This is a genomic window from Mesorhizobium sp. M0833 (assembly GCF_040319905.1).
In the GTDB taxonomy this organism is placed as follows: domain Bacteria; phylum Pseudomonadota; class Alphaproteobacteria; order Rhizobiales; family Rhizobiaceae; genus Mesorhizobium.
In genome coordinates this window covers 47691-69104 of sequence record NZ_JAMYOQ010000011.1, presented here as the reverse complement: position 1 = coordinate 69104, position 21414 = coordinate 47691, and the positions used below count along the sequence as shown (strand labels likewise).

Here is a 21414-nt window from a genome sequence, read left to right as displayed (position 1 = left end):
CAGCATCGAGGACTGACGGAATCACACGGGAGGATACGCTCATGGCAATGGCATCGACCGCCGGCAAAACAAGCCGCGGCATGACACGCGAGGAGAAGAAGGTCATCTTCGCTTCTTCGCTCGGCACCGTTTTCGAATGGTACGATTTTTATCTCTACGGCTCGCTGGCCGCCTTCATTGGCGCCACCTTCTTCTCGTCGGCGCCGGAAGCGACACGCAACATCTTCGCCCTGCTCGCCTTCGCGGCCGGTTTCCTGGTGCGCCCGTTTGGCGCCCTGCTGTTCGGCCGCATCGGTGATCTCGTCGGCCGTAAATATACCTTCCTCGTCACCATGACGATCATGGGCCTGTCGACCTTCCTGGTCGGCCTTCTGCCCGGATATGCGAGCTGGGGCATCGCCGCGCCGGTGATCCTGATCATCCTGCGCATGCTGCAGGGCCTGGCGCTCGGTGGCGAATATGGCGGCGCCGCGACCTATGTCGCCGAACATGCGCCCGACGACCGCCGCGGCTACTACACGTCATGGATCCAGACGACGGCGACGCTCGGCCTGTTCCTGTCGCTGATCGTCATCCTGATCGTGCAGGCCTCGATGAGCAAGGAAACTTATGCCGCCTGGGGTTGGCGCGTTCCTTTCCTGGTCTCCTTCCTGCTGCTCGGCATCTCGCTCTGGATCCGGCTGTCGCTCTCCGAATCGCCGACCTTCCAGCGCATGAAGGACGAAGGCAAAGGCTCCAAGGCACCATTGACGGAAGCTTTCGGCCAGTGGAAGAACGCAAAAATCGCGCTGCTGGCGCTACTCGGCCTTACCGCCGGTCAGGCCGTGGTCTGGTACAACGGCCAGTTCTATGCGCTGTTCTTCCTGCAGAACGTGCTCAAGGTCGAGGCGCAATCGGTCAACATCATGATCGCCATTGCGCTGGCGATCGGCTCGATCTTCTTCGTCGTGTTCGGCTGGCTTTCCGACAAGATCGGCCGCAAGCCGATCATCATGGCCGGCCTTGCGCTGGCGATCGTCTGCACCTTTCCGTTGTTCAAGGCGCTGACCTGGGCAGCCAATCCGGCGCTCGCAACAGCGCAGCAGAACACCCGTGCGACGGTGACCGCGGCACCGGGAGACTGCAAGTTCCAGTTCAACCCGGTGGGCACTGCGAAGTTCACGACCTCGTGCGATATCGCCACCTCGTTCCTGACCAAGAACTCGGTGCCCTACGACGTGGTATCGACTGCGGCGCCCGGTACAGCCGCGTCGGTCAAAATCGGCAACGAGACGGTTGAGTCTTATGACGCCACTGCTGCCGGCGATCAGGCCAAGGCCAAGGATGCCGCTTTCGCCAAGGCGGTCTACACCGCACTTCGGGATGGCGGCTACCCGCTGAAGCGGGCAGCCGCCAAGGTGCCGGACCAGAAGCTCGAGGCCTTTATTGCGGCCAATCCTGAGCTGAAGCTCGATGCCGCGGCAATCCGCGCCGGCGACAAGGCTACCGTTCCGACTGACCAGGCGATCAAGGACAAGCTGCTGACTGCCGACGAGGCTGCGGGAGCCCCCGAGGTCACCGTCTATACCGTACCCGGCGGCGGTCCCTTCGCCATGTTTGCCGACCCTGCAGCGGTCAACTGGCCGATGACGATCGCCATCCTGTTCATCCTCGTGGTCTTCGTCACGATGGTGTACGGGCCGATCGCCGCGATCCTGGTCGAGATGTTCCCGACCCGCATCCGTTACACCGGCATGTCTTTGCCCTATCACATCGGCAATGGCTGGTTCGGCGGGCTGCTGCCGGCGACGGTGTTCGCGCTCAGCGCCTACAAGGGCGATATCTACTACGGTCTCTGGTACCCAGTGGTGATCGCGGCGATGTCGCTGATCATCGGCATGATCTTTATCAGGGACACGCTCGGAACGGACCTGCACACCAAACAGTAGCCGGCCCGTCCCGGTTCAAAGCAAAGCCCGGCGCGAGCGATCGCGCCGGGCTTTTTCAATTTATCGAGTGCAGGGCTTAGCTCTTCCGATCCTGTTTCGCTTCCTCGATCGCTGCCTCATGATACCAGGCACTTCCGAAATCCGTTCGGTTGCGCAAAGAAGCAAGTTCTGCCGCGGACTTAGCCTTTCCGCTTAAATTTGAGGCAGAGGCGCGCGCTGCCACCGGGAACATCAGGATTTTGGCCGACTGACGAGTGGAAGTGATTTCCATTGTCGGTTTCCTTTCTTCGACAGAACCTTGCCGATTCAACCTTTCCCCAACATAGGTTCAGCAACCGAATTAGGCAATATGATTACGAAAAGATCGGTACGTGCACATTATTTGTGCAAAATGTGCTTGTGGATGATCCGAGCGCAGCATGACGGCGGACCAGCGATTTTGGGCGGATAGAACCTCACTTTTGCCGCATCCGTCGCCGGCGAGAATGGCACACGAATTGCATTTTACTAGTCCGGCAGGTCGGCTGCTGGATAGGCCGGCTCGCCCCGGCGCCATCCAGGGTTCGGTGATCAAGCAACGAGAGGCTAGAATGACGAAATACAAGCTCGAGTACATTTGGCTCGATGGATACACCCCGGTTCCCAATCTTCGCGGAAAGACGCAGGTCAAGGACTATGCCGAGTTTCCGACGCTCGAGCAGCTTCCGCTGTGGGGCTTCGACGGTTCTTCGACCATGCAGGCCGAGGGCCACAGCTCCGACTGCGTTTTGAAGCCGGTCGCCGTCTATCCGGATCCCGCCCGCACCAATGGCGCGCTCGTCATGTGCGAGGTCATGATGCCGGACGGCGTGACGCCGCATGCGTCCAACAAGCGCGCCACCATTCTCGACGACGAGGGCGCCTGGTTCGGCTTCGAGCAGGAATATTTCTTCTACAAGGACGGCCGTCCGCTCGGCTTCCCCGAGAGTGGCTATCCGGCGCCGCAAGGCCCGTACTACACTGGCGTCGGCTACAGCAATGTCGGCTCCGTCGCCAGGCAGATCGTCGAGGAGCATCTCGACCTTTGCCTTGCCGCCGGCATCAATCATGAAGGCATCAACGCCGAGGTGGCCAAAGGCCAGTGGGAATTCCAGATCTTTGGCAAGGGCTCCAAGAAGGCCGCCGACCAGATGTGGATGGCGCGCTATTTGTTGCAGCGCCTGACCGAGAAGTACGGCATCGACATCGAATACCACTGCAAGCCGCTCGGGGACACCGATTGGAACGGCTCCGGCATGCATGCCAACTTCTCGACCGCCTATATGCGCGAAGTCGGTGGCAAGGGCTATTTCGAGGCGCTGATGGCAGCCTTCGACAAAAACCTGATGGACCACATCGCCGTCTATGGGCCGGACAACGACAAGCGTTTGACCGGCAAGCACGAGACCGCGCCCTGGAACAGGTTCAGCTACGGCATCGCCGACCGCGGCGCTTCGATCCGCGTGCCGCATTCCTTTATCAACAACGGCTACAAGGGCTATCTCGAGGATCGCCGTCCGAACTCGCAGGGCGACCCCTACCAGATCGCTTCGCAGATATTGAAGACGATCGCCTCCGTCCCGACCAGCGCCGAGGTTTCGGCCGCGGCTTGAGAATGCGTTCACGGCGCGGACCTCGGGTGTCTCCGCCGTGACTTTCGTTCCCATCGCATTGCATAAAAAACCCCGGCGTAACCGCCGGGGTTTTTTCTACGTGACTATGAGGTTCGGGATCACACCGAATAATACATATCGTATTCGACCGGATGCGGGGTCATTTCGAAGCGCATCACTTCGGCCATCTTGAGCTCGATATAGCTGTCGATCTGGTCGTCGTCGAAGACGCCGCCGGCCTTCAGGAAGCCGCGGTCCTTGTCGAGGCTCTGCAGGGCTTCGCGCAGCGACCCGCAGACGGTCGGGATCTTCTTCAATTCCTTCGGCGGCAGGTCGTAGAGATCCTTGTCCATCGGCTGTCCCGGGTGGATCTTGTTCTTGATGCCGTCGAGGCCGGCCATCAGCATGGCGGCAAATGCGAGATAGGGGTTGGCACCAGGATCGGGGAAGCGGACCTCGACGCGCTTGGATTTCGGCGACGAGCCGAACGGAATGCGGCACGAGGCCGAGCGGTTGCGTGCCGAATAGGCGAGCAGCACCGGCGCTTCATAGCCCGGAACCAGGCGCTTGTAGGAATTGGTCAGCGGGTTGGTGAAGGCGTTGATCGCCTTCGCATGCTTGATGATGCCACCGATGTAGAACAGGCAGCTCTCGGACAGGCCGGCATATTCGTTGCCGGCGAAAGTCGGCTTGCCTTCCTTCCAGATTGACTGGTGGACATGCATGCCCGAGCCATTGTCGCCGAACACCGGCTTCGGCATGAAAGTGGCCGTCTTCCCATAGGCGTTGGCGACCTGGTGCACGACATATTTGTAGATCAGCATCTTGTCTGCGTTGCGGACCAGCGTGTCGAACTTGATGCCGAGCTCGTGCTGCGCGGCGGCCACTTCGTGATGGTGCTTTTCAACGCGCACGCCCATTTCGGCGAGCACAGTGAGCATTTCCGAACGCATGTCCTGTGCCGAATCGATCGGCGGCACCGGGAAATAGCCGCCCTTGATGCGCGGCCGGTGACCGAGATTGCCGGTCTCATAGTCGGTGTCGTCATTGGACGGCAGTTCGGTGGAATCCAGCCTGAAGCCGGTGTTGTAGGGATCGGCCTTGTACTTGACGTCGTCGAACACGAAGAACTCGGCTTCAGGACCGACGAAGATCTGGTCGCCGATGCCTTCGGCCTTCATGTAGGCCTCGGCCTTCTTGGCGGTGCCGCGGGGGTCGCGGTTGTAGGATTCTCCCGAGATCGGATCGAGAATGTCGCACAGGATGACCATGGTCGACTGGGCGAAGAACGGGTCCATATGCACCGTATCCGCATCGGGCATCAGCACCATGTCGGACTCGTTGATCGCCTTCCAGCCGGCGATCGAGGAACCGTCGAACATGACGCCATCGGCAAACATGTCTTCCTCGACCTCGACGACATCCATCGTTACGTGCTGCAGTTTGCCCTTCGGATCGGTGAAGCGCAGATCAACGAACTTCACGTCGTTGTCTTTGATCTGCTTCATGATGTCTTTGGCTGTCGTCATGTCCCTGCTTCCCTATGTGATGACGTTTGAACGTGGCCTTTTAACGGGAAAATTCAGACGGCGTCCATGCCGGTTTCGCCGGTGCGGATGCGCACCACTTCCTCGATGTTCGAGACGAAGATCTTGCCGTCGCCGATACGGCCGGTCTGGGCCGCTTTGCGGATGGCTTCGATCGCGGCTTCGACCGCATCGTCGCCGAGCACGACCTCGATTTTCACCTTTGGCAGGAAGTCGACGACATATTCGGCGCCGCGATAAAGCTCGGTGTGGCCCTTCTGGCGGCCAAAGCCCTTGGCTTCGGTCACGGTGATGCCTTGCAGCCCGGCCTCCTGAAGCGCTTCTTTCACTTCGTCTAGCTTGAACGGCTTGATGATCGCTTCGATCTTTTTCATGTAAAAAGTGGCCTCCACTGCCAAAAAAGACGGGTTGTGAGCCCCGCTTGCGCCTCAATCAAGCACGAACTGTGCCAATTGATGGGGCGCCGAGCAGCCTCACATGATTTGGATACCATGCCGCGCAGGAATGTACATTCGCATCATTCGCTGCGTCCGATGCGCCATGAACGCCGCGAGCCTACACACCGCTGGTCCTGCCGTCCGCACAAATATTGGGCAGATCGGATATTTCATGAGCAGCTGCGCGCCGTCGTCCCGAACGAGGTGCGCCGCCAAATTTGCTTGGGGACCTTCGTTGTTTGCGTCGGATCAAAAACTGTACAATGCTTGGGGAAATGATGTGCATGTCGCCTGATATTCCATGAGCAACGAACTTTTGTCTCCCTCCGAAATGGCCGAGGCCGACCGGCTGGCGATTGCCGCCGGTCCATTCGAGGGTATTGGCCTGATGCGCAATGCCGGCGCCGCGGTTGCCGCCGTAGTGCTCAAGCGCTACCCGGCGGCGACACGCGTCCACGTGCTTTGCGGCCCCGGTAACAATGGCGGCGACGGCTATGTCGTGGCCCGCATCCTTCGGGAGAGCGCCGTCGATGTCTCTGTGTGGGCGTCCGGATCGCCCAAAGGCGGCCGTGATGCGGCACTCGCTGCCTCGGAATGCCCGGTTGAAGCTCGGCCGCTGTCGGATTTCGTTGCCGAGGTGGGCTCCGTCGTGGTTGACGCGCTCTATGGGGCGGGGCTGTCCAAGCCGCTGTCCGGCGACGCCACCAAGGTGATCGACATTGCGGCCGAATTGAACTTGCCGGTTGTGGCGGTCGACCTGCCGTCGGGCGTTTCAGGGGAGAGCGGCAATGTGTTAGGAAAGGCCTTCCGGGCCCGGACCACGGTGACCTTCGCGCGAAAAAAGCCAGGCCATCTGCTGTTGCCGGGGCGCGAGCTGTGCGGCGACATCGAGCTCGCCGATATCGGCATAGACAACAGCATCGTTGCGCAGCTTCAACCGCGAACATTCGAGAACATTCCGGCGCTCTGGCTTGACCGCCTTCCGGTTCCGGCGGTGGACGCCCATAAATACAAGCGCGGCCATGTTGGCGTCTTTTCCGGCGGACCGTCGGCGACGGGTGCTGCGCGGCTGTCGGCGCTTGCCGCGGCCCGCAGCGGGGCAGGGGCCGTCACCTTGCTGTCGCCGGCGAACGCCATGCAGGTGAACGCGGCGCATCTGACCTCGGTCATGCTGCACAAGATAGACACTATCGCGGATGTGGACGAATTCGTCGGCAGCCGCCGCCCATCGGCCTTCGTGCTTGGCCCGGGATTTGGCATCGGGGAGAAAACGCGCGATTTTGCCCTGGTCGTACTCGGCAACGCCCATGGGCAGGGCAGCGGGATCGACGGGCTGGTGCTCGACGCCGACGGCATCACCTCGTTTCGCGACGCGCCGGATGCCCTGTTCGAAGCCGCCCGTCGATCGAAAACGCCGGCTCTGGTGATGACGCCGCATGAGGGCGAGTTCGCCAAGCTTTTTCCCGATGTCGCCGGGCACCACGATTTGTCCAAGCTCGCCAAGGCCCGCGCCGCCGCTAAGCGTGCCGGTGCTATCCTCGTCTACAAGGGCGCCGACACAGTGATTGCGGCCCCCAATGGCCGGGCAGCGATCAACAGTAATGGTGCCTCATGGCTGGCTACGGCCGGTTCGGGCGATGTGCTGTCGGGCATCATCGCCGGGTTGCTGGCTCAGGGCATGCCAGCCTTCGAAGCGGCCTGTGCGGCAGTCTGGATCCATGCCGAGACCGGCACCCGTTTCGGACCGGGGCTGATCGCCGAGGACCTGCCGCTGGCGCTGGTGCCGGTGCTGCGCGAGCTCGTTGAAAGCCGCGGGATGGCTGCCGAATGAACCGCCTGATTGCGCTGCTCGTTGCGATCATTAGTGCCATGTCCATGGTACAGGCCGCGAACGCCGAAACTCCGCTAACCATCGTCGACGACCCGGCCGTTCTCGCCGAGCTTGACAGCAAGGGCTATGGTTTCGCCGGCATTTTCGGCGTCGATGGCAAGGGCGATTTGAAGACTCTCTACGACAAGGCGCCGGCCTATCATGCGATCGTCGAAACGATTGCAAGCGACGTCGCAGCATTGCGGGCCGAGATGAAGGCCGGCGGCCGGCCGCTTTACGAGGTGACCGACGGCAATGTCGGCCGTGTCATGGACATGCGCTGGCTGAGGACCGATGCCGCGCGCTTCCGTCTCGTCGGCATAGTCAACCGGCTCGATCGGCGCGACTTCGCCGCGCTGCAAGGCGACACGAGTTGCGGCGAAGTGCGCTTTATCTATCGCCTCGCCTACAGCTTCAAGAAGAACGGCAAGGTTTTGGCCTCGCGCCTGCCGTTCAATTTCAGTGCCATCTACAATGTCGCGCCGGATGCCGATGGCGGTTGTGTCGGCGTCGCCGGACGCTGGGCACCACAACTCGACGAGAGCGTCGATGCCGGCTGGCTGCTCGGCGGGCCGCTGGAAAGAGCGGCACTCACCTTCAAGCAGCTCGAGCTCAATGCGCAAGTGGTCCGCTTCCCCTCCGGCCAGGAGACCGAATTCGGCGGACAGGCCGCCTATCTCATGCGCATTTTCGGCATCGACAGCGGGGCTGTCAGTGAAAAGCCGCTGGAAAACACGCCCGACACGGCACGTCTCGCCGACGATGCTGCGCTGAAAGCAAGACTTGCCGACTATGTCCGCACCAATGTCGCGGCAATCGACCTCGGTGTCTACCAAATCCCCGATAAGTTCTTGGCAAAGAAGGTAGTCTCGTGGTCGACTTTCGGCAGCGCAAGGCAGGCCAACCACCCGTTCACGCCACTGTTCCGGCCCGCGGATTTCGCCGGGCTCGATTATTCCAAGCGGAAGCTGGTGCGCACGCCAGAAGCATTGGTCGAGCGGCTGGACAATGGCGCCTGCCAGGGCTGCCATCAGGCGGGTTCGACCGCCGGGTTCCACTTTATCGGCCTGGATGACAAGACGACCTCGCCGCTCAACCGCATCGAGGTCGGTATCTCACCGCATCTCCACGCCGACATCCCGCGCCGCGTCGCCTGGCTGCACGCGACTGCGAGGGGTAAGGAACCGAACCGCTTCCGCCCGCTGTCCTTCGCGCCGCCGGCGACATGGAACGATGCCGGCGAAATTGCCTATTCGCCGGCCGAAATGGCGATGCCGTGCTTCATGCCGGAAGATGCAGCCCGCTTCGGCGCGACTTGGCAATGCGGCGGCGGCACCGTCTGCACGCCGCTAGCGACCGCGTCCGGCGTGCGCACCAAGCTGGCGCAATGTCTGTTGCCCAAGGACAGCGAAAACATATTCTCCGGCCATCCGTGCCTGACCGGCTCGATCACCAGCAACCCGGCGCAACCTTTCAATGACCGCTATATCATCACCGGCCAGTTCGCGGCGTTCGCGCCAGGCATTTCGCGTACCGGCTACACCTGCCGACCGCCGAAGATCGGCGTGCCGGCGGGTATCGCCTATCGCGGCTGCGACGATCGGGATCGCAGCTTTGCCGCCTTCAAACCGGGCAAGCCGATGCCGAACGAGATTTGCGGATTGGTCGGCGGCAAAAAATTCGACACCTGCGTGGCGACCAATAATTTCGACCAGTGCCTGGGCGGCGCTGTCAATCGCGGTAATCGTCCCGCCTGCTCTACCGACCATTTCTGTCGCGAGGATTACATGTGCCAGTCGCTGCCGCCCGATACGCCGGGCATCGGCAAGGTGAAAGGCAACGGCTTCTGCTCGCCGACCTATTTCATCTTCCAGATGCGCATCGACAATCACGCCACGCCGTGGTCGGGCGCTGTCAGCGCGACGATGGGAGCCGGGTTCGGAGCGGCGGAAGCGGAATAGGCCGACGACTCTGACATTGGCCGCAGTAGCTCCAGGCGGACAGCTATCGATCGAGGTCGTCGGCGATGTTCGATGTCCATTCACCGTCGAAATGCCGGACGCGTTCGGCGACGATCGTATCGCTGAGCAGGCTCGACAAGGCGGAAACCAGAATTGGTTCTATCTTTGGAACTGAGCTAAATCCAAGAGCAATCAGACGTTCGGACCAGGGCGGATGGTCCGCGCTTTCGTTATCGGGCGCGTCCCACGCTTTTTGCGCATACTCCTGCAGGATGGGAAGTCTCGACAAGTGAACTGCCGCCGCGAGGATCCTTTCGAGTGGTGGACGAGGCGGCGTCATGGCGCCAAGCAGTTCACGCCGGATCGGACTGTAGACCTGATCATCGAAAAACGCACTGGCAGCACCGATCAGTAGCAGGGCGCGGGCCGCTTCATATGCGTCGCCGGACATCGCTGCATGGCGATCCGCGTCAATTTCCGCCCGCCGCGACAACCGTATTTCTTCGCGCTCTAGCGTGCGCGACAGCGGACCAAGCATCCAGTAGAACAGGCTGCCCGAAACGGTTTTTCCCGGAGGAGCGAAGTCGAAGATTAGATCGAAGCTTTTTTCGAGTTCGGCCAGGTTGAGGCCGCCGTTTGTGTCCTTGTTTCTCAGATGTGCGTTCTCATGGACCAAGATCGCGGCAAAAGCCTTTTGGTCGGTCACTGCGAGCAGAGGAAGGCCGATGGTGAGAATCGCCCTACGGCCAAGCAGCCCCAGAAACGGCCGCTCTTCACCGATACTGGCGTTGAGATCGGGGCTCAGCACGATGGTAGTCCGGCTGGCGCGGTGTTTGCCGGCAATACTCTCCCAGATGGCCCATAATTTCGGGGCTGATTCCCGAGCGATCCCCTCCACCTTGCTGGGTCGAAAACCGGCGAACAATGTCCCGATCAACAGAACCATGCCCAGCATCGCAGCTGGGATCGCAATAGCGCCAGCCGCGATGACGGCGAGCGGATGCCGGTCGAGAAACCAGAACCATAAGACTATTGGGCAGAACAGCGGCAGAGCGAAAAGCAGGACGACAAACCTGCCGAAGCGCGCTCCCATGTAGAGGATCAGGCGCGACATCAGCGCCTCACAGCGGTATATTGTCGTGTTTCTTCCAGGGGTTCTGCATGTCCTTGTTGCGCAGCATCCTGAGTGCGCGGGCGATGCGCCGGCGGGTCGAATGCGGCATGATCACCTCGTCGACATAGCCGCGCTCGGCGGCAACGAAGGGCGAAAGGAAGCGATCCTCGTAAGCCTTTGTATGCGCAGCGATTTTCTCCGCATCGCCGATGTCCTTGCGGTAGATGATCTCGACCGCGCCCCTGGCGCCCATGACGGCAATCTGCGCCGTTGGCCAGGCATAGTTCATGTCGCCGCGCAAATGCTTTGACGCCATAACGTCATAGGCGCCGCCATAGGCCTTTCTCGTGATGACGGTGATCTTTGGCACGGTCGCTTCGGCATAGGCGAACAGAAGCTTGGCCCCATGTTTGATCAGCCCGCCGTACTCCTGCGCGGTGCCGGGCAGGAAGCCCGGAACGTCCACGAAGGTGACGATCGGGATCGAGAAGCAGTCGCAGAAGCGTACGAAGCGCGCCGCCTTGCGGCTGGCGTCGGCATCGAGCACGCCGGCCAGCACCATCGGCTGGTTGGCGACGAAGCCGACGGTGCGGCCCTCGACACGGCCGAAGCCGGTGACGATGTTTTTCGCAAAATTCTGCTGGATTTCGAAGAAGTCACCCTCGTCGGCAACTTTAAGGATCAACTCCTTGATGTCGTAGGGTTTGTTGGCATTGTCGGGGATCAGCCTGTCGAGCGACAGATCGTGATCGGTGACCGACTGGTGGCATTCGATCTCGGGAATTTCCGCCGTGTTGGAAGCGGGCAGCAGATCGACCAGCCGGCGCATCTGCAGCAGCGCCTCGACGTCATTGTCGTAGGCTCCGTCGGCGATCGAGGACTTCGTCGTGTGGACGGAAGCGCCGCCGAGGCTTTCGGCGGTGACCGTCTCGTTGGTGACGGTCTTCACCACATCCGGCCCGGTGACGAACATGTAGGAGGTGCCGCGGACCATGAAGATGAAGTCGGTCATCGCCGGCGAATAGACGTCGCCGCCTGCGCAAGGGCCCATGATCAGCGAAATCTGTGGGATGACGCCGGAGGCCAGAACATTGCGCTGGAAGATCTCGGCGTAGCCGCCGAGCGCCGCCACGCCTTCCTGGATGCGGGCGCCGCCGGCGTCGTAGATGCCGATGATCGGCGCGCGGTTGCGCAATGCCATCTCCTGCACCTTGACTACCTTTTCGGCATGCGCCTCGGACAGCGAGCCGCCGAACACGGTGAAATCCTTGGCGAAAAGATAGACCGGGCGACCGTTGATGGTGCCCCAGCCGGTAACGACGCCATCGCCGGCGATCTTGGTTTTCTCCATGCCGAAATCGGTCGAGCGGTGCTCGACGAACATGTCGAACTCCTCGAACGAGCCTTCGTCGAGGAAGACGTCGATGCGCTCACGGGCGGTGAGCTTGCCCTTCTTATGCTGGGCCTCGATGCGGGCTCGGCCGCCGCCCATGCGGGCGATCTCGCGGCGCCGCTCGAGTTCCTTCAGCACGTCCTTCATGACCGGTCCCCAAAACGGAAAGCTGGATTGTGGTAATCGTGGCAGCAAGTGAGCGCAAGCGCCGCTTCGCCATGGCTTCTGCTGCGCTGCAGCATCCGACCCCTTGCATTCCGAAGCGAAGTGGGCCATATGCGGCGGCATAGGCGCTTGGGCCGGGACACTCCGGCCTTCTCGACGAATGAGACTGGTTGCGTCTGTTTTCCCTCTTCCCGACATATCGGCAAGGTGGCGAAAAAGCCCCGTGGCATGAAGCCTGCGGGCACGACAGCGCAGCCGTGTGGACGATGACGTCCGCCCGCCTTGTCGTTTCATGACAATTTTCGACGGCAGGTTGCGCCCTGCCGCCATGGATGTTTGCGGCCAGAAGCCGCATGAAAGAAGAATATTTTGACCAATGAAAACACTTTGACCGGTGAGAACACTGGGGAACTGACCGGTTTCGCCGCACTTGGAATTAGCGGTACACTGCTCAAGGCCACCCATGGCGCCGGCTTTACCGATCCCAAGCCGATTCAGGCGCAGGCTATCCCGCCGCAGCTCGAAGGCCGCGACATTTTCGGCATCGCCCAGACCGGCTCGGGCAAGACCGCGGCGTTCGCGCTGCCGATCCTGTCGAAGATCATCGCGCTTGGCACCAAGCGTCGGCCGAAGACGGCTCGTGCGCTGATCCTGGCGCCGACGCGCGAGCTCGCCGTCCAGATCGAGGACACCATCAAGATTCTCGCCAAGGGCGCGCATGTCTCGACCGCGCTGGTGCTTGGCGGCGTCTCGCGCTTCAGCCAGGTCAAGAAGGTTGCACCCGGCGTCGATATCCTGATCGCCACGCCTGGCCGGCTGACCGATCTGGTGCGTGAGGGCGACCTCGTACTTGCCGACACCAAATGGCTGGTGCTCGACGAAGGCGACCGCATGCTCGACATGGGCTTCATCAACGACGTCAAGCGCATCGCCAGGGCAACAGCGCCGGACCGTCAGACGGTGCTGTTCTCGGCGACCATGCCGGCCGAAATCGCCGAGCTGGCGAAAGGCTTGCTGAAGAACCCGATCCGCGTCGAGGTCGCCCCCCACAGCACTGCGGCCGCGGAGATCGTGCAGGGCGTCGTCTTTGCCCGCACCAAGCAGAAACGTCAGGTGTTGTCGGCGATGCTCGCCGACGAGGCGATGAAGTCCGTTATCATCTTTTCGCGCACCAAGCATGGTGCCGACAGGGTGACCAAGGACCTCGAGCGAGACGGCTTCAAGGCCGCCGTTATCCACGGCAACAAGTCGCAGAATGCCCGCCAGAAGGCGCTCAACGATTTCCGCGAAGGCTCGGTGCGAATTCTCGTGGCGACCGACATTGCAGCACGCGGCATCGATGTGCCCGGCATTAGCCATGTGGTGAATTTCGATCTGCCGGACGAGGCGGAGAGCTATGTCCACCGCATCGGCCGCACCGGCCGTAACGGCATGGATGGCATCGCCATCACGCTTTGCGACCCTTCGGAAAACGCCAAGCTGCGCCAGGTCGAGCGTATCATCCGCACCAAGCTGCCGATCGTTGCCGATCATCTCGGCAGCCCCGATCCGCAGCGCAATCCGGCCGAGAAGAACGAGCGCAGCTTCGAGCCGGCCAGCGATCGCAACGACCACAACGGCCGTCGCGACGGCAGGCGTCCCGGCGGCGCCAACAACGGCTTCGCCAAGAAGCGTTTCGGCGGCGACAAGCCGGCCTTTGCGGGCGACCGCAAGCCGGAAGGCGCCAAGCCCTTCAAGGGCAACAACAAGCGCCGCTTCGGCGGCAAGCGGCCGGCTGCACGGGCGGCATAACCTGACCGTTTTGCGTCCGGCCAAGCCTGGCTTGGTTACTCACGATTGAAAAGGGCGACCGGAGTGATGCTTCGGTCGCCCTTTGCTTGAGGCCTTTGGTTTACTTCACCACCGCCTCGACCCACACGACAATCCGCTGCGCGAGGGAAGCCGTGGTCGATGGCGCGAGCGCGTCGCCGGCAATGACGTGGCGCCCCAGCGACCCGCAAACACGATCCGTCGCCGCGTCACCGATCCTATTCGACCGGTGGCTTGCGGTCGAAATTCAGCGGCCGCGCATTCCAGCGGGTGACCGTGATGATCACCCATCGGCAGAACGGCCTCGGCAGCATCCTGAGCAGCTTCAGCGTCCAGCTCAGGCGGCGTGGGAATGTGACTTCGAAGCCGCCGCATTCGATGCCTTGCGCGATACGGCGCGAGGCCAGGTTGACCGGCATCAAGCCCGGCATCGGCAGGAAGTTCTTCTCAGTCAGCCGCGTGTCGACAAAGCCCGGATTAATCACCTGGATGCGGACGTTCATCTTGTCGAAATCGTATTTCAGCGACTCGGCCAGGATATTGACTGCCGCCTTGGTGCCGCCGTAAGCGGCGGTAGTGGGCCAGCCGAAATAGGCGGTGACCGAACCGATCAGCACGACATGGCCGCGCGAGCGTACGCGCATGCGTTCGATGACCGGCACCAGGCCATTGATGATGCCGAAATAATTGACTTCGAAAGACCGACGGAAATTGCGCGCGACAAGATCCTCGCCCGGCGTTGCGATATAGCTTCCCGCGTTGAACACTGCCAACACGATCGGACCGAGATTTTTCTCGATCGCTGCAACCGTCTCTGCCATGCGTTTTTCGTCGGTCACGTCGCAAGGAAAGGCTGCGACACGCCCCGACATCTGCGCCGTTTCGACGATGAGCGTATCGATCGGATGGTCATCGGGCGCAGTCACCGCGATGACATAGCCCTGAGCGGCAAGATCCTTGGCCAGCGAACGGCCGATACCGCTGCTGCCGCCCGTAATCCAGGCGACGCCATGCTTCGGATTGGCCCGATAGAGTGTCATGCTGCGCCCCGCCGGCTCTACTTAACCTGCGCTCTACCGGTGAAGAAATCGAATGAAAAGAGTGCTTTTCGGTACATCGTTGAAATGAATACCGGCTGGACGCCCCTGGGTGCAGGAATTGCAGTGTGCGAATGCGACTGGACAAGGCAAATTCTTGCCTTGAAACCGAAGCTTCGGGTTTCTAGGGTTTCGCCGCACCCACAAAGGAATCTCCATGCCCCGTTCTGTGATCGACGTGATCGGCAACACGCCCCTGATCCGCCTCAACAAGGCCTCGGAAGCAACCGGCTGCGAGATCCTGGGCAAGGCCGAATTCATGAATCCCGGGCAGTCGGTCAAGGACCGCGCCGGACTGTTTATCATCCGCGATGCGGAGCAGCGCGGGTTGCTGCGGCCCGGCGGCGTCATCGTCGAGGGGACGGCCGGAAATACCGGCATCGGCTTGACACTGGTTGCCAAGGCGCTCGGCTACCGCACGGTGATCGTCATTCCCGACACCCAGAGCCAGGAGAAGAAGGATACAATCAAACTGCTCGGCGCCGAGCTGATCGAAGTGCCCGCCGTGCCTTACAAGAACCCGAACAACTACGTGAAGCTGTCGGGCCGGCTGGCCGAGCAGATGGCGAAGACCGAGCCGAACGGCGCGATCTGGGCCAACCAGTTCGACAATGTCGCCAACCGTGACGGCCATATCCGCACTACGGCCGAAGAAATCTGGAACCAGACCGACGGCAAGGTGGATGGTTTCGTGTCGGCGGTCGGTTCCGGCGGCACTCTGGCAGGCGTCGGTTTCGGGCTGAAGGCCAAGAACAGCCAAGTCAAGATAGCGCTGGCCGATCCGCTGGGGGCTGCGCTCTATTCCTTCTACACCAGCGGCGAGCTGAAATCCGAGGGCAGTTCGATCACCGAAGGCATCGGGCAGGGGCGGATCACCGCCAATCTCCAAGGCTTTACACCCGATTTTGCCTTCCAGATCCCCGACGAGGACGCACTGCCGATCATATTCGACCTGATCCAGGAGGAGGGGCTTTGCGTTGGCGGTTCGACCGGCATCAACATTGCCGGCGCCGTTCGCCTGGCGCGCGAGCTAGGCCCCGGCCACACCATCGTGACCATGCTTTGCGACTACGGCACGCGCTACCAGTCGAAGCTGTTCAATCCTGAATTCCTGCGCGAGAAGAAGCTGCCGGTGCCGGGGTGGATGGAGCAACAGAGCACGATTTCGGTACCGTTCGAAAGGGTTGCGTGATGGTGCACAAGACCGAAGCGCTGTTTCGTGACGACGCCTATTTGGGGACGACCGACGCCACCGTCGTCGCAGTCAACGATCGCGGCGGCATCATTCTGGACCGGACGGTGTTTTACGCCACATCGGGCGGGCAGCCGGGCGACACCGGCAGCCTCGAACGTGCCGACGGCACCGGCATTGCGATTATCGCTACGATCACCGGCGAAACCAAGGACGAGATCATCCATGTGCCGGCGCTGGAGCAGGCAGTTCCAAAGGTGGGCGAGCGCATGCGGCTCGCCATCGACTGGCCGCGGCGGCAGTTGCTGATGCGCATGCATTCTGCCTGCCACCTGCTTACCGTCGTCTGCCCGTTCCCGATCACCGGCGCCGCGGTTTCCGAGGACGACAGCCGTATCGATTTCGATATCCCGGACGCCGGCTTTACTAAGGAAGACGTGACGGCCAGACTGATGGAGTTGGTGCGGGCCGACCACCCGATCTTCACCCGGCTCATTTCCGACGAGGAACTGGCATCCAATCCGGGCCTGGTGAAATCCAAGAATGTGCGGCCTCCGGCTGGCACGGGAAAGATCCGATTGGTCTGCATCGGCGAGAACGCCTCGATCGACAGCCAGCCTTGCGGCGGCACCCATGTAAAGAGCACCGGCGAAATCGGCGAGATCCATATCGGCAAGATCGAGAAGAAGGGCCGCGAGAACCGGCGCTTCCGCATTCGCTTTGGTCCTATGCCGCCAGCCTGATATAGGACTGCGACAGGCGGGACAGGAGAGAAAAGATGGCCGACGACAGTCCTTTCACCATCGATGCCGATTGGTTGCAGAAGCGGCTCGGCAAGCCCGGCCTGACGATTGTCGACGCATCTTGGTATCTGCCGGCACAAAAGCGCGACGCGCGCGCCGAGTATGACGCAGCGCATATTCCAGGCGCCCGCTTCCTTGACCAGGATGCGGTTTCGGACCCCGACGCGGCTCTGCCGCACACGCTGCCGTCGCCGCAGCATTTCGCGCAATATGTCGGCGCGATGGGTATTTCGGCCGATGACACGATTGTTGTCTATGACGGGCCAGGGTTCTTTTCTGCACCGCGCGTCTGGTGGTTGTTTCGCGTCATGGGCGTATTCCAGGTCTATATTCTCGACGGCGGCTTCGACCGTTGGAAAGCCGCCGGACGGCCGGTGACGGCGGAGCCGACGAAGATCGCGCCTTGCGTGTTTTATGCCAACTTTGATGCCGCCCGCGTCGCCAGCCTTGCCGACATGCGCCGGATCGTCGAGACGGGGGAGAGCCAGATCGCCGACGCGCGCTCGCCTGGCCGTTTTGCCGGCACCGAGCCGGAGCCGCGCCCCGGCATCCGGTCCGGTCATATGCCGGGCGCGCACAACGTGCCGTTTTCGACGCTTTCGGAAAACGGCGAATTGTTGCCAAAGGACAGGCTACGCAACGTGATCGAAGGAGCGGGCATCGACCTGTCGAAGCCGGTCGTCACCTCCTGCGGCTCGGGCGTCACCGCGGCAGCCATCACGCTGGCTTTGGAGACGCTTGGCCATACCGACAACAGGCTTTATGACGGTTCGTGGACCGAATGGGGCGGGCTTTCCGACACGCCCGTCGTGACGGGCAAGGACTGACGGGAATGGAAGACGGATCGCTGGAAGACATCGACGTCACCGTGACGTTTCTCGAAATGCATGTGCCGCCTGCCTATTCGCCCCCTCTGCCGTACAACCGCCAGATCGCGCTGCTCAAGACCAAAGACATTCCGCTGCATTTCTACCGCTATTTGATGGATCGGGTCGGCCGCAAATGGCACTGGGTCAATGTGCTGAGGCTGAGCGACGAGGAGCTTGCGGCGGGCATTCACCGCGAGGACCGCGACATCAGGGTGCTTTATCTGGATGGTGCGCCGGCCGGCTTCTTCGACCTCAAACCGCATTTGCCGGAGGAAGTGGAACTCGCTTATTTCGGAATGATGGAGCACGCGACCGGGCAGGGCATCGGCCGCTGGTTCCTCGGTGCGGCAATCGCCGCGGCGTGGTCGCACGGGCCAAGGCGGATAACCGTGCAAACCTGTACCCTCGATCACCCGGCAGCACTGCCGCTTTATCAAAAACTCGGCTTTACGCCAGTCGCGCAAAAAAAAGAGGTCGTACATCCGATGTCTTTCGCCGAGCGCGCGGCCAGCGTCATGCGGCCCTGATTTCAGGCCCGTTCATCCAGGCTTCAGCTTGTCGTTGCCACGCCCAGGGTCTGGATCAACACTCAAAGGTGTGCCCGACTTGTATGAGCCTGGCACTTTCCATATCGCTGTCGTCTAAAAACCGATGGTGATGGAGGATCGCACGATGACAATACGGGTGGTAATGGCCGGCGCGACGGGCTGGGTCGGCAAGGCGCTGGTTCCGGCGATCGGGGCGCAAGGCGACATGGCGCTGGCCGGGGCCGTGTCACGTAGCGGCGCTGGGCAGGATTCCGGTCTGCTGGTTGGCATGCCGGCTAATGGTATTGTCGTTTCGGCTTCGCTGGCCGAGGCGCTGGAGGCGCCGTCGGACGTACTGGTCGACTTCACCAAGCCGCATGTCGTGAAAGACCATGTGCTGCTCGCCATCGACAAGGGACGGCACGCTGTGATCGGCACATCGGGACTGGGTGCTGCCGACTATGCCGACATCGATGCCGCGGCGCGCGCCAACGGCGTCGGCGTCGTTGCCGCCGGCAACTTTTCCATCACCGCCACGCTGATGAAGCGGTTTGCACTTATGGCGGCAAAATACGTGCCGGATGTCGAGGTCATCGATTATGCCAGTGCAAAGAAGCCCGACGCGCCCTCCGGTACCGCACGGGAGCTTGCTGAGGCGCTGGCCGACATCCGCAAGGCCTCAACGGCAAAGCCGGTTTCCGAGGTCTCTGGCGTGCCGGCTACACGCGGGGGTGCGGTCGGCGCAGGCGAGGGGGTGCAAGTGCACGCGCTTCGCCTGCCGTCCTACATCCTGTCCTGCGAGGCGCTGTTCGGCCTGCCAGACGAGCGGCTGACCATCCGCCATGACGCCGGCTCGTCCGCGGCACCCTATGTGGCGGGCACGCTGCTCGCCATCAGACGGGTACAGCAGATCAAGGGTCTGGTTCGCGGTCTCGACGCGCTGATGGACTGATCCATTTCGGCAGGAATCGGGTGGGAAGCTCTGTCTTGCGAGCATAATTTCCGGTCAACGACACCGGAGATTTTGCCATGACGATAAGATTCAAGGCCTTGCCAACCGACGCGGTCCGGGCACTTCAGCGCGGCGGGGCGGATGCTTATGGCCTGAAGCCAGAGCGGCAGATTTCGGACGGCGACGGCGTGCCTTGCCGTCATTGCTTGAAGAATGTTGCTGCGGGGGAACCCTATCTTGTTCTGGCCTATCGGCCTTTTTCGGAGCTGCAGCCTTATGCCGAAACCGGGCCGATCTTTCTGCATGCGGAAGAATGCGAACGCGCTGCCGAGGTTGAGTTGCTTCCCGAAATGCTCGAAAGCAGCGATTACATCGTGCGCGGTTATGGCAACGACGACCGTATTGTTTACGGTAGCGGCGGCGTCATTCCGACCGACGCCATTGCCGCACGGGCAGAGACGTTGTTCAAACGCGACGACATTGCCTACGTCCACATCCGCTCGGCCCGCAACAATTGCTATCAGTGCCGGATCGACCGCGCGTAACCGAACAGGCTGCACCGGCTTGGGCCTGTCGCACTCCCGTCGCATACAAGCGGTAGAAAGAGACTGTCGATCGATTTGCCGACCGCGGATGAACCGGCGGAAATCTCGATAACCGAGGAAGCGGGGCTTTGGCTCCGCTTTTTTGTGCCTGCATTGTTCGCAAAACAAAAAACCCGCCGGGATTAGCCGGCGGGCTTGAACGATTTGCCTGGAGGGCCTTAGTTGAACTTATACTTCGCACCGATACGGACGGTGTGGAAAGAAGGAGTGGTGGTGAGGACATCGCTCGGCCCTCCAAACTCCTCCAGAATATCCTTCTCGGCAAACTGCGAATAACGATATTCGAGACCGACAGTTACGTTGTTGGTCACGGCCGCTTCCAAACCACCACCGACCGAGAAGCCGCTCGAGCCCCAATCGATGATGTCGCCGATGGGTGAAGATGCGTTCAGATCGAAATGTTGCCAGCTGTAACCGCCAAGCACATAGGCGAGGGTTGATTCGTTGACCTTCAAACCGACCCGGCCCAGCACATCGAAACCATAGTCGGTGTCCAGATTAATGGACCCGCCGGGCACTTCCAGCTCCGAGGTCATGCCGGAGTAGCGAGCATCAACCATAACGCCGGCAACCCAGCTGCCGAAGTCATGATCGTAGCCGGCGTTCAATTCGCCAAACACGCCTTCGCCGCCGATACCGTTGAACTCCAGGTCGCCAAGCGGCGGAACATTGATCTGATGCACCGACGCACCCGCGCCGCCCGCACCGCCGATATAGAAGCCGGTCCAGTTGTAGGTAGGTGCCTCAAAGGAAGAGACACCGCCATTCTGGGCGCCAAAACGATAATTGGCTGCTACCTGGAACGTGTGACGCGATGTATCGAGGTTGATTGCACCATCCGGTACACCGAACTCGGAAAGGACATCATCGTTGGTGCTGAATTGCGTAAAACGATATTCGGTTTTGATGGTCCAGTTGCTGTTGATGGCCGTCTCGACGCCGGCTCCGACGAAGTAGCCGCTCTGGTCCCAGTCGAAGTCAAAACCTGCGCTCGTGTCAAATTTGTATTTCTGCCAGGAATAGCCACCAAGGACGTAGCCCAAGGTGTTTGGCGTGAAGAGGTAGCCTGCCCGCAAGCCAGCGTCGAAACCATAGGTCTCTTTGACCGATGCGTCGAATCCAGCAACGTCGAGGGAGGTTTCGATGTTGCCGGCATGAGCGTCCAGAAGTCCGCCGATCAGGAACCGCGGCGCCACCATATAGTCGTACCCAACGGTGAGTTCACCGTATAGGCCTTCGCCACCAATGCCGTTGAACGACACCCCAGGAATGAAATCGCTGCTCAACTCGTGGACGTTCGCCCCGGCGCCAATGCCAAAGCCGACGTAGATGCCACTCCAGTTGAAGCCCGCCGTCTCCACGACCGGTTCGACCACGTCGGCGGCATGAGAGACCGACCCAAGCGCCAGAACAGAAACTGCGCCGAGAAGAAGAGATTTCGTGAATTTTCTGCTGATCATTACCCTGCCCCTGGTGAACCCTGCATCTACGTAGCATCGGCTCATTGTGGCGGC

General features: G+C 61.3%; 18 protein-coding genes. 11 read left to right on the top strand and 7 right to left on the bottom strand.

The window, feature by feature from the left end; genetic code table 11:
• Positions 1-41 precede the first annotated feature (41 nt).
• Positions 42-1928: an MFS transporter gene (locus tag NKH98_RS14720; protein ID WP_254817163.1), complete on the top strand. Its 1887-nt coding sequence runs from the start codon at positions 42-44 to the stop codon at positions 1926-1928.
• A gap of 76 nt (positions 1929-2004) precedes the next feature.
• Here the strand turns inward: NKH98_RS14720 and NKH98_RS14715 are convergent, their stop codons facing one another.
• A complete protein-coding gene (locus NKH98_RS14715) occupies positions 2005-2199 on the bottom strand; it encodes a DUF2735 domain-containing protein (RefSeq protein WP_352899415.1) in 195 nt (64 codons plus the stop codon).
• A gap of 319 nt (positions 2200-2518) precedes the next feature.
• Between NKH98_RS14715 and NKH98_RS14710 the strand changes: the two genes are divergently transcribed.
• A complete protein-coding gene (locus tag NKH98_RS14710) occupies positions 2519-3559 on the top strand; it encodes a glutamine synthetase beta-grasp domain-containing protein (protein WP_352899412.1) in 1041 nt (346 codons plus the stop codon).
• A 119-nt stretch (positions 3560-3678) separates the two neighbouring features.
• On the opposite strand, the gene glnA is transcribed toward NKH98_RS14710, so the two are convergent.
• Both glnA and NKH98_RS14700 read right to left on the bottom strand, forming a co-directional pair.
• Positions 3679-5088, bottom strand: coding sequence for a type I glutamate--ammonia ligase (gene glnA, locus NKH98_RS14705; RefSeq protein WP_254817166.1), 1410 nt, complete (start codon positions 5086-5088; stop codon positions 3679-3681).
• A gap of 53 nt (positions 5089-5141) precedes the next feature.
• A complete protein-coding gene (locus tag NKH98_RS14700; protein ID WP_019857988.1) occupies positions 5142-5480 on the bottom strand; it encodes a P-II family nitrogen regulator in 339 nt (112 codons plus the stop codon).
• Positions 5481-5844: 364 nt separating this feature from the next.
• On the opposite strand from NKH98_RS14700, the gene NKH98_RS14695 reads away from it, so the two are divergent.
• On the top strand, positions 5845-7374 hold the full coding sequence (locus tag NKH98_RS14695; RefSeq protein ID WP_352899409.1) for an NAD(P)H-hydrate dehydratase: 1530 nt from the start codon (positions 5845-5847) through the stop codon (positions 7372-7374).
• Positions 7371-9374 carry a hypothetical protein gene (locus tag NKH98_RS14690; protein WP_352899407.1) on the top strand — a complete coding sequence of 668 codons (2004 nt, stop codon included), beginning with the start codon at positions 7371-7373 and terminating at the stop codon, positions 9372-9374. Before NKH98_RS14695 ends, NKH98_RS14690 begins: the two co-directional genes overlap by 4 nt.
• Before the next feature lie 43 nt (positions 9375-9417).
• Here the strand turns inward: NKH98_RS14690 and NKH98_RS14685 are convergent, their stop codons facing one another.
• Both NKH98_RS14685 and NKH98_RS14680 read right to left on the bottom strand, forming a co-directional pair.
• Positions 9418-10488 (bottom strand): M48 family metallopeptidase, encoded by a 1071-nt coding sequence (locus NKH98_RS14685; RefSeq protein ID WP_352899404.1) that lies wholly within the window; start codon positions 10486-10488, stop codon positions 9418-9420.
• 7 nt (positions 10489-10495) lie between these two features.
• Positions 10496-12028 carry an acyl-CoA carboxylase subunit beta gene (locus NKH98_RS14680; protein WP_352478807.1) on the bottom strand — a complete coding sequence of 511 codons (1533 nt, stop codon included), beginning with the start codon at positions 12026-12028 and terminating at the stop codon, positions 10496-10498.
• A 387-nt stretch (positions 12029-12415) separates the two neighbouring features.
• Between NKH98_RS14680 and NKH98_RS14675 the strand changes: the two genes are divergently transcribed.
• A complete protein-coding gene (locus NKH98_RS14675) occupies positions 12416-13837 on the top strand; it encodes a DEAD/DEAH box helicase (RefSeq protein WP_352899402.1) in 1422 nt (473 codons plus the stop codon).
• A gap of 236 nt (positions 13838-14073) precedes the next feature.
• Here NKH98_RS14675 and NKH98_RS14670 read toward each other — a convergent pair whose 3' ends face one another.
• Positions 14074-14895, bottom strand: coding sequence for an SDR family oxidoreductase (locus tag NKH98_RS14670; protein ID WP_352899399.1), 822 nt, complete (start codon positions 14893-14895; stop codon positions 14074-14076).
• A 214-nt stretch (positions 14896-15109) separates the two neighbouring features.
• On the opposite strand from NKH98_RS14670, the gene NKH98_RS14665 reads away from it, so the two are divergent.
• The 6 genes from NKH98_RS14665 to NKH98_RS14640 all read left to right on the top strand — a co-directional run bounded on the left by NKH98_RS14665 (position 15110) and on the right by NKH98_RS14640 (position 19840).
• Positions 15110-16144: a cysteine synthase A gene (locus NKH98_RS14665; protein ID WP_352899396.1), complete on the top strand. Its 1035-nt coding sequence runs from the start codon at positions 15110-15112 to the stop codon at positions 16142-16144.
• The gene (locus tag NKH98_RS14660) at positions 16144-16887 is read left to right on the top strand and encodes an alanyl-tRNA editing protein (RefSeq protein WP_352899394.1); all 744 of its coding nucleotides are present in this window, start codon (positions 16144-16146) and stop codon (positions 16885-16887) included. The genes NKH98_RS14665 and NKH98_RS14660 overlap by 1 nt, the downstream gene beginning before the upstream one ends.
• A 35-nt stretch (positions 16888-16922) precedes the next feature.
• Positions 16923-17774 carry a 3-mercaptopyruvate sulfurtransferase gene (gene sseA / locus NKH98_RS14655; RefSeq protein ID WP_352899391.1) on the top strand — a complete coding sequence of 284 codons (852 nt, stop codon included), beginning with the start codon at positions 16923-16925 and terminating at the stop codon, positions 17772-17774.
• Between the two features lie 5 nt (positions 17775-17779).
• Positions 17780-18343, top strand: coding sequence for a GNAT family N-acetyltransferase (locus NKH98_RS14650; protein ID WP_023675103.1), 564 nt, complete (start codon positions 17780-17782; stop codon positions 18341-18343).
• 145 nt (positions 18344-18488) lie between these two features.
• Complete coding sequence (gene dapB, locus NKH98_RS14645; RefSeq protein ID WP_254817178.1) at positions 18489-19295, top strand: 4-hydroxy-tetrahydrodipicolinate reductase; 807 nt, start codon at positions 18489-18491, stop codon at positions 19293-19295.
• A 77-nt stretch (positions 19296-19372) separates the two neighbouring features.
• Positions 19373-19840, top strand: a complete 468-nt coding sequence (locus NKH98_RS14640) for a DUF1203 domain-containing protein (protein WP_352645810.1) — start codon at positions 19373-19375, stop codon at positions 19838-19840.
• Positions 19841-20058: 218 nt separating this feature from the next.
• Here NKH98_RS14640 and NKH98_RS14635 read toward each other — a convergent pair whose 3' ends face one another.
• Positions 20059-21360, bottom strand: coding sequence for an outer membrane protein (locus tag NKH98_RS14635; RefSeq protein WP_352899388.1), 1302 nt, complete (start codon positions 21358-21360; stop codon positions 20059-20061).
• Positions 21361-21414: the final 54 nt, after the last annotated feature.

Bases quoted from the DNA above. Each gene is read 5' to 3' on its own strand.
- NKH98_RS14720 (WP_254817163.1), top strand. From the start codon at position 42: ATGGCAATGGCATCGACCGCCGGCAAAACAAGCCGCGGCATGACACGC.
- NKH98_RS14715 (WP_352899415.1), bottom strand. From the start codon at position 2,199: ATGGAAATCACTTCCACTCGTCAGTCGGCCAAAATCCTGATGTTCCCG.
- NKH98_RS14710 (WP_352899412.1), top strand. From the start codon at position 2,519: ATGACGAAATACAAGCTCGAGTACATTTGGCTCGATGGATACACCCCG.
- glnA (WP_254817166.1), bottom strand. From the start codon at position 5,088: ATGACGACAGCCAAAGACATCATGAAGCAGATCAAAGACAACGACGTG.
- NKH98_RS14700 (WP_019857988.1), bottom strand. From the start codon at position 5,480: ATGAAAAAGATCGAAGCGATCATCAAGCCGTTCAAGCTAGACGAAGTG.
- NKH98_RS14695 (WP_352899409.1), top strand. From the start codon at position 5,845: ATGAGCAACGAACTTTTGTCTCCCTCCGAAATGGCCGAGGCCGACCGG.
- NKH98_RS14690 (WP_352899407.1), top strand. From the start codon at position 7,371: ATGAACCGCCTGATTGCGCTGCTCGTTGCGATCATTAGTGCCATGTCC.
- NKH98_RS14685 (WP_352899404.1), bottom strand. From the start codon at position 10,488: ATGTCGCGCCTGATCCTCTACATGGGAGCGCGCTTCGGCAGGTTTGTC.
- NKH98_RS14680 (WP_352478807.1), bottom strand. From the start codon at position 12,028: ATGAAGGACGTGCTGAAGGAACTCGAGCGGCGCCGCGAGATCGCCCGC.
- NKH98_RS14670 (WP_352899399.1), bottom strand. From the start codon at position 14,895: ATGACACTCTATCGGGCCAATCCGAAGCATGGCGTCGCCTGGATTACG.
- NKH98_RS14665 (WP_352899396.1), top strand. From the start codon at position 15,110: ATGCCCCGTTCTGTGATCGACGTGATCGGCAACACGCCCCTGATCCGC.
- NKH98_RS14660 (WP_352899394.1), top strand. From the start codon at position 16,144: ATGGTGCACAAGACCGAAGCGCTGTTTCGTGACGACGCCTATTTGGGG.
- sseA (WP_352899391.1), top strand. From the start codon at position 16,923: ATGGCCGACGACAGTCCTTTCACCATCGATGCCGATTGGTTGCAGAAG.
- NKH98_RS14650 (WP_023675103.1), top strand. From the start codon at position 17,780: ATGGAAGACGGATCGCTGGAAGACATCGACGTCACCGTGACGTTTCTC.
- dapB (WP_254817178.1), top strand. From the start codon at position 18,489: ATGACAATACGGGTGGTAATGGCCGGCGCGACGGGCTGGGTCGGCAAG.
- NKH98_RS14640 (WP_352645810.1), top strand. From the start codon at position 19,373: ATGACGATAAGATTCAAGGCCTTGCCAACCGACGCGGTCCGGGCACTT.
- NKH98_RS14635 (WP_352899388.1), bottom strand. From the start codon at position 21,360: ATGATCAGCAGAAAATTCACGAAATCTCTTCTTCTCGGCGCAGTTTCT.